The organism is Mesorhizobium sp. M4B.F.Ca.ET.017.02.2.1 (assembly GCF_003998955.1).
GTDB classification, from domain to species: Bacteria; Pseudomonadota; Alphaproteobacteria; order Rhizobiales; family Rhizobiaceae; genus Mesorhizobium; species Mesorhizobium abyssinicae.
In genome coordinates this window covers 1-8,534 of sequence record NZ_RZOF01000274.1, presented here as the reverse complement: position 1 = coordinate 8,534, position 8,534 = coordinate 1, and the positions used below count along the sequence as shown (strand labels likewise).

Below are 8,534 nucleotides of genomic sequence, written 5' to 3'. Positions count from 1 at the left end.
TAGGTACTCACTACTCACTACTCACGACTCAGACGTCACGCCGCAGCGCAGAAGGTCCGACGATGGCCAAGAATATCGATCCCGAGACCCTGCCTTATCGCCCCTGCGTCGGCCTGATGATCCTCAATGGCGACGGGCTGGTCTGGGTCGGCCATCGCATCGCCGAGCCGGACAGCGAGTTCGCCGGCACGACGCAGCTCTGGCAGATGCCGCAAGGCGGCATCGACAAGGGCGAGGAACCGCTCGATGCGGCGGGACGGGAACTCTATGAGGAAACCGGCATGCGCTCGGTCTCGCTGCTCGCCGAGGCGCCGGAATGGATCAACTACGATTTGCCAGCGCACCTGGTCGGCGTTGCCTTCAAGGGGCGCTATCGCGGCCAGACGCAGAAATGGTTCGCCTATCGCTTCCACGGCGACAGCGGCGAAATCCAGATCAACCCGCCGCCTGGCGGCCACACCGCCGAGTTCGACGAATGGGCCTGGCGGCCGATGCAGGACCTGCCCGGGCTGATCGTGCCGTTCAAGCGCAAGGTGTATGAAGAGGTGGTTGCGGCGTTCCGGCATCTGGTCTCGTAGAGGCGCGTTCGATCGCACTGTTCGGGATCGGGCACTCTTGATATTGATGCCGGTGCGCCGCAAGTACCAGAGGCTGACATGAACCATGCATGGCAAGAGCATCATAGAGGAGCGCCGGCGCTGCCCCTCACCTGCCTGCCGGCATCCTCTCCCCGTATAGTGACGGGGAGAGGGAAGGTCTCGGCGCCGATTTCGCTAATCGCCAACGTTGCAGGAAGACAACCGAGGCTGCGGCCATTCCCTTCTCCCCGTCACCATACGGGGAGAAGTGCCCGGCAGGGCGATGAGGGGCGGCGCCGGCGTCGGCAATCGCGCGTCTTCGCAACAGGCGCAACCCTGGCGCGGTCGCCTCGATGAGCGGCGACAAGGCGCCTTTGCCGCAAGCGCTTGACGCGGGTAGCTGCATGCCTAGCGAGGCCACAGCCGGGGCGATCCTGACCATCGATCTTGGCGCCATCAGGGAAAACTACCGGCGGCTGCAGGCGCGACTCGGCGCCGCGCAATGTGCCGGCGTGGTCAAGGCGGACGGCTATGGGCTGGGCGCCGCCGAAGTGGCGCGGGCGCTGGCGGCGGAAGGCTGCACGAGCTTTTTCATTGCGCTGCTCGCCGAAGGCGTGGCGCTGCGCCGGGCGCTCGGCCCCGGACCGGCGATTTATGTGCTGAACGGACTGCCGCCCGGCTCGGAAAACGAGGCGGTCGAAGCCGAACTTGCTCCCGTCATCAACAGCACCGCGCAGCTCAAGGCCTGGGGCGAGGCCGGCCTGGCTGCCGGCCGCAAGCTGCCGGCCGCGATCCAGGTCGACAGCGGCATGTCCAGGCTCGGCATGCCGCCGGCGGAGGTCGAGGCGCTGAGCCGTGAGCCGACTTCCTTCGACGGCGTTGCGGTCACCCTCGTCATGAGCCATCTCGCCTGCGCCGACGAGCCGGCGCATCCGGCCAACGAGCGGCAGTGGCTGGCCTTCGAGCGGTTGCGCAAGATGCTCCCCGAGGCGCCGGCTTCGCTCGCCAACTCCTCCGGCATCTTCCTCGGACCGGCCTTCCATTTCGATCTCGTGCGCCCCGGCGCGGCGCTCTATGGCATCAATCCGACGCCGGCGGAGCCGAATCCGATGCTGCCGGTGGTGCGGCTGCAGGCCAAGGTGGTGCAGACGCGAAGCGTCGAGAAAGGCGCCGGCGTCGGCTACGGCCACACCTATCGCGCGGAGGATTCGCTCGGGCTGGCGACGATCTCGCTCGGCTATGCCGATGGCTGGCATCGCCGCGCAGCCTCGGCCGCCTGGTTTGAAAACGTGCGGCTGCCCTTTGTCGGGCGGGTGTCGATGGATTCGATCATCCTCGACATTTCCGCGCTGCCGCAAGGCAAGCTCGGCGCAGGCGACCTGGTCGAGCTGCTCGGACCATCGCAAAGCGTCGACGCCGCAGCCGGCCATGCCGGCACAATCGGCTACGAGATCCTGACCAGCCTCGGGCCGCGCTTTCACCGGCGCTATACCGGCTGAACGAGTGCCTTGCTTGACAAGCAGGCGCTTCTCGGCAAGGGTTCCGGGATGAGCAACCTCGCCCATACCAGAACCTTTTTCAGGGTCTGCCCCATCGCGGGAGCGTAGCCCCGGCCCGGCCACCAAGCTGGCGGCCGCCTGAACCGGGGCATTTGAATTCCATACATCGCCATTGAGCCGGCCGGCCTTGTGCGGCTGCCGGCTTTGTCCGCCGCCCCTGATTTGGCGCCAGCGCAGTCGTCCTGTGCGCCGGGCCCATGAGGTTTGCCATGCCTGCAACAACTCCATCACGTTACCGAAACCTGCTCCTCGTCAGCGACGCCGATCACAACAGGCTGACCGGCCTAGCCAGAGCCTGTCTCGACCGAGCGCCCGACATTGCCGAGGGTCTGCTCGCGGAAATGGACCGCGCCAGGGTCGCGGCAGCGGCGGCCATGCCGGCAGATGTAGTGCGGATGGGCTCGACAGTGACTTTGCGCAACAGCGATGGAAGTTGCCAACGCGTCACGCTGGTCTATCCCGGCGAAGCCGACATCGCCGAGAAGCGCATTTCCGTGCTGACGCCGCTCGGAACAGCGCTGATCGGAGCGCGTGCCGGCGGGTCGGTGCACTGGCAAAGCCGTGACGGCCGGGTCCTGTCGGGCACAATCGACGCTGTCGAGCAACTCCCGTCCGGGAGGCCGTCATGACCAAGACCATCTACTGCGTGACGACGAAGGATTTGGGGATGATTGAGGTGATGCTGTTGCGCAGGCGCGCCTTTGCCGATCCGATCGTGCCAGTGCTCGAGCGCAAGCTCTCGCAGAGCAGCATTGTTCCGGTCGACCTGGTCGGGCCCGACTTGGCGACGTTGGCCAGCCGCGTGACTTTTTGCATAGATGGCGGCCCGGCGGAGACGCGAACGCTGGTGCAGAGCGAAACATTCGCTTCCATAGGGGCCGGCCTGTCCGTCAGCACGTGGCGGGGCCTCAGCCTACTCGGCATGAGGAAAGGCCAGAGCCTACTGGTCGAACGGCCCGACGGCAGGAACGAGCGGATTGTGGTCGAAGATGTACCTTACCAGCCTGAGGCTGCGCGACGAGCAGCTCGGAACGTCGGCGGACGTCTGTCGCAGGGCCTGACCCTTGTCCACAGCGCCTCAGCGACCAGCAGGCCCCTTGGCGAGACGGGCAAAATCCGGCAGACAGAGGAAGACGATCCGGGCCCTTCGGCGGCATGATCGGCCTTTGAGGGAGCAAGCGATGAAGATCTTCGTGCTGGGCGGCGGCGTGATCGGGGTCACCACCGCCTACTTCCTCGCCGAGGCCGGCCACGAAGTGACGGTGTTCGACCGCCAGAAAGGTCCGGCGCTGGAAACCAGCTTCGCCAATGCCGGCGAGGTCTCGCCGGGCTATGCCTCGCCCTGGGCCGGCCCCGGCATTCCGCTGAAGGCGATCAAATGGCTGCTGATGAAGCATGGTCCGCTGGTGGTGCGGCCGGCCTTCGACCCGCATATGTGGACGTGGCTGCTGAAGATGCTGCGCAACTGCACGGCCGAGCGCTACGCGCTCAACAAGTCGCGCATGGTGCCGCTTGCCGAATACAGCCGCGACACGCTGAAGGCGCTGCGCCAGGCCACCGGCATCGCCTATGACGAGCGTTCCAAGGGCACGCTGCAGCTTTTCCGGACGCAAAAGCAGCTCGACGGCACCGGTGGCGATGTCGAGGTGCTGAAGAAATACGGCGTCCCCTATGAAGTCCTCGATCCCGAAGGCTGCATCGCGGCCGAGCCGGCGCTGGCCAACGTGCGCGGCAAGTTCGTCGGCGGCCTCAGGCTGCCGGGTGACGAAACCGGCGACTGCAAGATGTTCACCGACCGCCTGGCCGAGCTCTGCGTGGCGCGCGGCGTGACCTTCGAATACGACACCCTGATCAGGCGCATCATCCGCAGCCGCAACCGCGTCCACAACATGCATACCAGCACGGGCTGGAGGGCGGCGGATGCCTATGTGATGGCGATGGGCAGCTACTCGGCGCAGGCGATGCGCTGGCTGAAACGGCCGATCCCGGTCTACCCGGTCAAGGGCTATTCGATCACTGTGCCGATCAAGGATGCCGAGGCGGCGCCGGTTTCGACCGTCATGGACGAGACCTACAAGGTGGCGATCACCAGGCTCGGCGACCGCATCCGCGTCGGCGGCACGGCGGAGATTTCAGGCTTGGACATGAGGCTGCACGAATCGCGCCGGCGCACGTTGGAGCATTCGGTCGGCGATCTCTTCCCGGGCGGCGGCGATCTCAAGGCCGCAACCTTCTGGTGCGGCTTGCGGCCGATGACGCCGGACGGGCCGCCGCTGGTCGGCCGCAGCGAGCTGTCCAACCTCTATCTCAACACCGGCCACGGCACGCTCGGCTGGACCATGGCCTGCGGCTCGGCGAAGGTGCTGGCAGACATCATCTCCAGCCGGGTGCCCGAGATCAACGCCCACGACCTCGGGCCGGAACGCTACCTGAAGTAGGGCAACTGCTCCTTCAGGTTGTCCCCAGGACCGCAGCGCGCTTTGGGGCGACCTGCCTTAAAACGCCTGCTTCACCCAGCCCTCTCTGAACAGCAGCCGGTAGGCCCAGGGGATGGTCACGTTGGTGGCGACCGGCTTTGAATGGGCAAGATAGTCGTCATAGACCGGTTTCATCCTGGCGTAGAAGGCGGGGTCGAGAACGGTCATGCCGTTCTCCGAATCGTGGAAGAAGCTGCGGTTGTTGAGGTTGACCGACGAAATCGTCACCAGCCTCTCATCGATCATCATGATCTTGGAATGCAGGACCACGTCGGGCGCCTTGAATTCGCGGATATCGATGCGGTCGCCATACTTCTCGACGAACAGCTTGTTGAGCGCGGTGAGGAACTTGCCGCCGATGTCGCCCTTGAGGTCGATGCGGCCGACAATGTCGATCTTCACGCCTCTGGCCAGCGCCCGGTCGAAAGCCAGCGCAAGCTTTGGCGTCAAGTTCAGGTAAGGGTTGACGATCTGGATATGGTGCTCGGCGGTGTCGATCAGCTCGACGAAATAGCTCTCCAGCGCGTGCCCGTCTTCATAGGGCACGGAGATGAAATGCCGGGCGACGCCTTGCGGCGGCCGGCCGCTGGCGCGGACCGGGATCGAAAACGGGCGCGAGATGTTGGTGTCGGGATCGCGCAGCCACACGGTCGAAAGATGCGCGGCCAGCGTCTCGACCGTGGCCGGATCGGCGATCTCGACGTCGAAATCGCTCCAGTTCGAATAGTAGTTCAGCGAGAAGCCGTCGGTCCTGCCGTATTGCTGCAGGTCCGGATAGCGCGACAGGTCGACCGGCTTGTGGAACAGGAAGCCGTCATGGATGTTGCGGCCGCCGATGATGACGCGCGATCGGCCGGGATCCTCGGCCAGCGTCGCCAGCATCTTGACGTGGTGGGTCTTGTGCAGCTGTGAGATCTGCTCGTCGATCGGCGCGCCGTGGTCGGCCCGCCAGCGGTATTCCTGAAGCTGGATATTGGGGAATTCGGCCGCCAGTCGGTGCAGCATGGCGTCGTCCTTCTCGCGCTCCAGCACGTCGGTCACCAGGATGCGCACCTTGGTGCCCGAGGCGGCATGATGGCGGATCAGCCGCTCGATGATGCGGCCGGAAAAGTCCGCCTTGAACTCCAGCGACGATAGATAGATCAGCCTGAGTTTCGGCGCGTGCGAGAAATCGAGCGGCAGCTCGGGATCGGCCTTGTCGAACGCGCTGTCGGGAAGCCGCTCTCCCAGCAGCGCCTCGACCTTGGCGTTGAAGCCGTCGCGCGACTTGCGCAGCAGCAGCGGTTTGCCAAGTGGCAGCGCGCAAGTCTGCGACAGCCAGCGGCCGGCGTAGAAAACGCGGTCGAGCTCCTTGAGCCCATCGGGATCGGGCACCGGGCAGCGGTCGTAGCGGCTGTCGAGGCCGGCGACCCAAGGGTCGGCAACCTCCTCGCGGAAAATGGTCAGCGGCGCGCCGGCCGGCGCCAGGCCGGAGCTGACGCTGAGGTCGCAGCGGCTGAGCGCCTCGCCGGGATAGAGGCTCGCGGATGCCTCGCCCGCCGGCAGGGTGAGATGGAATGCCGAGCCCGCGGCGATTGTGCTCGATCGTCCCGACGCGCGGATCGCCAACGGCCCATCGCAGGTGCCGCCGATGTCGAGGGGCTTCTGGCCGGCCTGGCTGAGCACAATCTCGACCGAGCGCGCCTCCAGTCCGGAAAAGCTGAATGTCTTGGGCGCAAAGGGTCGGGCGGCGGCATCGAGATAGAGTGTCTGCCGCGACATGCGCCAGCGCCCGGTGAAATGATCCTCGCCGGGTTTGCCGCGCGCCGGCGTCACCGCGGTCGTGTCGAGCGGCTTTGCCAGCTGTTGCAGCGCCCGGTAGGTCGCCTGGAAACGGCTGTTGTGAATGTCGCGCCAGTCATGCCCGAAACGGCCGGTGCCGTTCGTGCGGTCGAGCGCGTCGAGCCGGCTTTGGGCCAGCAGCGCCTGGAAGCGTTTCTCGTAGGCGCTGTCGCCGGCCTTGAAGTAATGCGCGGTGGCGATCGCGGCGCCGGTGCTGTCGGCCGAGATCGGCGGCCGGTCGCAGGCATCGTCGCCTGGAAAGAAGGCGCAGGCGGAGCGGCCGGGCATGCCGGCGCAGCCGGCCATCGCCGCGAGCGCCAATCCGAACAGCGCTTTTGTTGCCGCGGACCTTACGTTCACCCGGTCGCCCCGTTCATCGCCTTGAGCTGAGCGGGGTCGCGCGGCGGCATGAAGCCTTGCGGAAAGACCTTGCAGACCGGGACGGCGAAAGTGGCGATCAAAAGCTCGGCCTCGTTGCGCATCGTCCTCGGGGCGGTCTTGTCGTCGCGGATCACTTTCGCCGAGGCGACAAGCGCACCGTCGCAGTCGCAATGGTTGCGGCGGGCGATGTAGCAGGCGTCGTGGACCTGGCAAGCGGCGTCGAGGCGGCCGACCGGCCGCAGCGACAGATCGCCGGAGCGGGTCCCCGGCCCGCAATAATTGCCGAAGACGAAAGCCGAGGGGCGCGCCATCGCAGTGCGGATCGGCTTCGGAAGTTCAGCCTCCGGCACTTTCGTCCACGGGTTGGCGCAAGCCGAGAGGAAGGCCAGCGGCAGGATGGCAAGAACGGCTCGCATTTTATCCGCGCCAGCTTTCTGAATGACTTTCCCACGCGGGCTATCGTTCCCGCGCCGACGGCCGCGTGCCTGATGCCACACTGGCCGGTTTTGTGGCAAGTAAAAGGCCGCGTGTATCGCCCGATTGTGATATGCCGCCTTGTCCCATCCACCCGGGCATAGCTCCCGTCTTGGCATTTCGCGAGCATCGTGATGCGTTTCTGCTTTCTGACTACCAGTGTTGGATTTCTGTTCTACGCCTCCGTGGTCAGCGCCGCGGACAAGACCGTCCACGACCAGCAGAACGGGTTTTCTCTGACCTTTCCAGAGGAATGGATCAACGAGCCGCTCTCCGAAGAAGAGATACGGCTGAGCGTGAAATTTGCCGATCTCATCTGCATGGTATCGGCTTCATTTTACGATCAATCGGCACCGGGCTCGCCGTCCGATACGGGCAAATTCATGGAGGGCTGGTCGATGAATAATTGGGAAAAGACAATAGGCACCTCATTCAGCACAGCCGATTTCAGCAATGATAGCCTTGCAAGGTTTCCCGACGGCTACCCCGTCCGCCTGGCCGACGTGGACTTCACGGTTCTCAGCGGGAATGCCACCTTTTATGGCCATTCCAGGTTCGCGTTCTCCGTCCGGGGCGCGCGCTACGGTTATGTGAACTGCGGCGTGATGGGCGAGAGCGCCGAGCAGGTGGCGCGGATGTGGGCGCCGCTGGCGGACAAGGCTGAACGAGTGGTGAATTCGTTCATTCTCGACACGCCTTGAAACACGAACTGCGTTGCAGGCTTGTGAAATCAGCTAAACAGGCCGCGCTCCCGCTCCACCGCCCTGTTGATGAAATTGGCGACGAGCTGGACGCGACGCAGCGGCCTCACCGATTCGTGATAGACCAGCCAGTAGGCGCGGCGGATCGGCGCCACGATATCGACCGGCACCAGCTCCGGCATCGAGCGGGCGACGAAAGTGTGCAGGATGCCGATGCCGGCGCCGGAGCGCACCGCTTCGGCCTGGCCGAGCGCCGAGGAGATGGCGAAGCTCGAACTCCAGTCGGCGCTGAACTCGGCGGCATAGTCGAGCGAAGGGCTGACGATGAGGTCGGGCACGTAGCCAATCAGCGTGTGCCGGCCGAGCTCGGCCGCTGTCGCCGGCAGACCATTGGCTTCGGCATAGGCGCGCGAGGCGAACAGGCCGAGCGTGTAGTCGACCAGCTTTCCCGCCACCAGCCGGCCTTCGGTCGGGCGTTCCACGGTAATGGCGATGTCGGCCTCGCGCCGCGACAGCGAAAACGAGCGCGGCACCGGCACAAGC

At 65.4% G+C, this 8,534-nt stretch carries 9 protein-coding genes; 6 read left to right on the top strand and 3 right to left on the bottom strand.

Going from position 1 to position 8,534, the window contains the following annotated elements:
- Window positions 1-62 precede the first annotated feature (62 nt).
- The 5 genes from EN738_RS25670 (at window position 63) to EN738_RS25650 (ending at window position 4,575) form a co-directional block, all read left to right on the top strand.
- A complete protein-coding gene (locus EN738_RS25670) occupies window positions 63-578 on the top strand; it encodes an RNA pyrophosphohydrolase (RefSeq protein WP_127286150.1) in 516 nt (171 codons plus the stop codon).
- 404 nt (window positions 579-982) lie between these two features.
- Window positions 983-2,077 (top strand): alanine racemase, encoded by a 1,095-nt coding sequence (gene alr / locus EN738_RS25665; protein ID WP_127286149.1) that lies wholly within the window; start codon window positions 983-985, stop codon window positions 2,075-2,077.
- 269 nt (window positions 2,078-2,346) lie between these two features.
- Window positions 2,347-2,766 carry a nucleoside diphosphate kinase regulator gene (rnk, locus tag EN738_RS25660; RefSeq protein ID WP_127286148.1) on the top strand — a complete coding sequence of 140 codons (420 nt, stop codon included), beginning with the start codon at window positions 2,347-2,349 and terminating at the stop codon, window positions 2,764-2,766.
- On the top strand, window positions 2,763-3,296 hold the full coding sequence (locus tag EN738_RS25655; protein ID WP_127286147.1) for a nucleoside-diphosphate kinase: 534 nt from the start codon (window positions 2,763-2,765) through the stop codon (window positions 3,294-3,296). The genes rnk and EN738_RS25655 overlap by 4 nt, the downstream gene beginning before the upstream one ends.
- Before the next feature lie 22 nt (window positions 3,297-3,318).
- Window positions 3,319-4,575, top strand: coding sequence for a D-amino acid dehydrogenase (locus EN738_RS25650; protein WP_127286146.1), 1,257 nt, complete (start codon window positions 3,319-3,321; stop codon window positions 4,573-4,575).
- A gap of 57 nt (window positions 4,576-4,632) precedes the next feature.
- Here the strand turns inward: EN738_RS25650 and EN738_RS25645 are convergent, their stop codons facing one another.
- The gene (locus EN738_RS25645) at window positions 4,633-6,795 is read right to left on the bottom strand and encodes a phosphatidylserine/phosphatidylglycerophosphate/cardiolipin synthase family protein (protein ID WP_187331396.1); all 2,163 of its coding nucleotides are present in this window, start codon (window positions 6,793-6,795) and stop codon (window positions 4,633-4,635) included.
- A complete protein-coding gene (locus EN738_RS25640; RefSeq protein ID WP_127286145.1) occupies window positions 6,792-7,232 on the bottom strand; it encodes a hypothetical protein in 441 nt (146 codons plus the stop codon). Before EN738_RS25640 ends, EN738_RS25645 begins: the two co-directional genes overlap by 4 nt.
- 192 nt (window positions 7,233-7,424) lie before the next feature.
- Here EN738_RS25640 and EN738_RS25635 point away from each other — a divergent pair, with 192 nt between their 5' ends.
- Window positions 7,425-7,991, top strand: a complete 567-nt coding sequence (locus tag EN738_RS25635) for a hypothetical protein (RefSeq protein WP_127286144.1) — start codon at window positions 7,425-7,427, stop codon at window positions 7,989-7,991.
- Window positions 7,992-8,020: 29 nt separating this feature from the next.
- On the opposite strand, the gene EN738_RS25630 is transcribed toward EN738_RS25635, so the two are convergent.
- The coding region (locus EN738_RS25630; protein WP_189605966.1) for a substrate-binding domain-containing protein at window positions 8,021-8,534 on the bottom strand (514 nt) is incomplete at its 5' end.

Excerpts from the sequence above, each read along its gene's own strand:
- EN738_RS25650 (WP_127286146.1), top strand. The coding sequence starts at position 3,319 with ATGAAGATCTTCGTGCTGGGCGGCGGCGTGATCGGGGTCACCACCGCC.
- EN738_RS25655 (WP_127286147.1), top strand. The coding sequence starts at position 2,763 with ATGACCAAGACCATCTACTGCGTGACGACGAAGGATTTGGGGATGATT.
- EN738_RS25640 (WP_127286145.1), bottom strand. The coding sequence starts at position 7,232 with ATGCGAGCCGTTCTTGCCATCCTGCCGCTGGCCTTCCTCTCGGCTTGC.
- alr (WP_127286149.1), top strand. The coding sequence starts at position 983 with ATGCCTAGCGAGGCCACAGCCGGGGCGATCCTGACCATCGATCTTGGC.
- rnk (WP_127286148.1), top strand. The coding sequence starts at position 2,347 with ATGCCTGCAACAACTCCATCACGTTACCGAAACCTGCTCCTCGTCAGC.
- EN738_RS25670 (WP_127286150.1), top strand. The coding sequence starts at position 63 with ATGGCCAAGAATATCGATCCCGAGACCCTGCCTTATCGCCCCTGCGTC.
- EN738_RS25635 (WP_127286144.1), top strand. The coding sequence starts at position 7,425 with ATGCGTTTCTGCTTTCTGACTACCAGTGTTGGATTTCTGTTCTACGCC.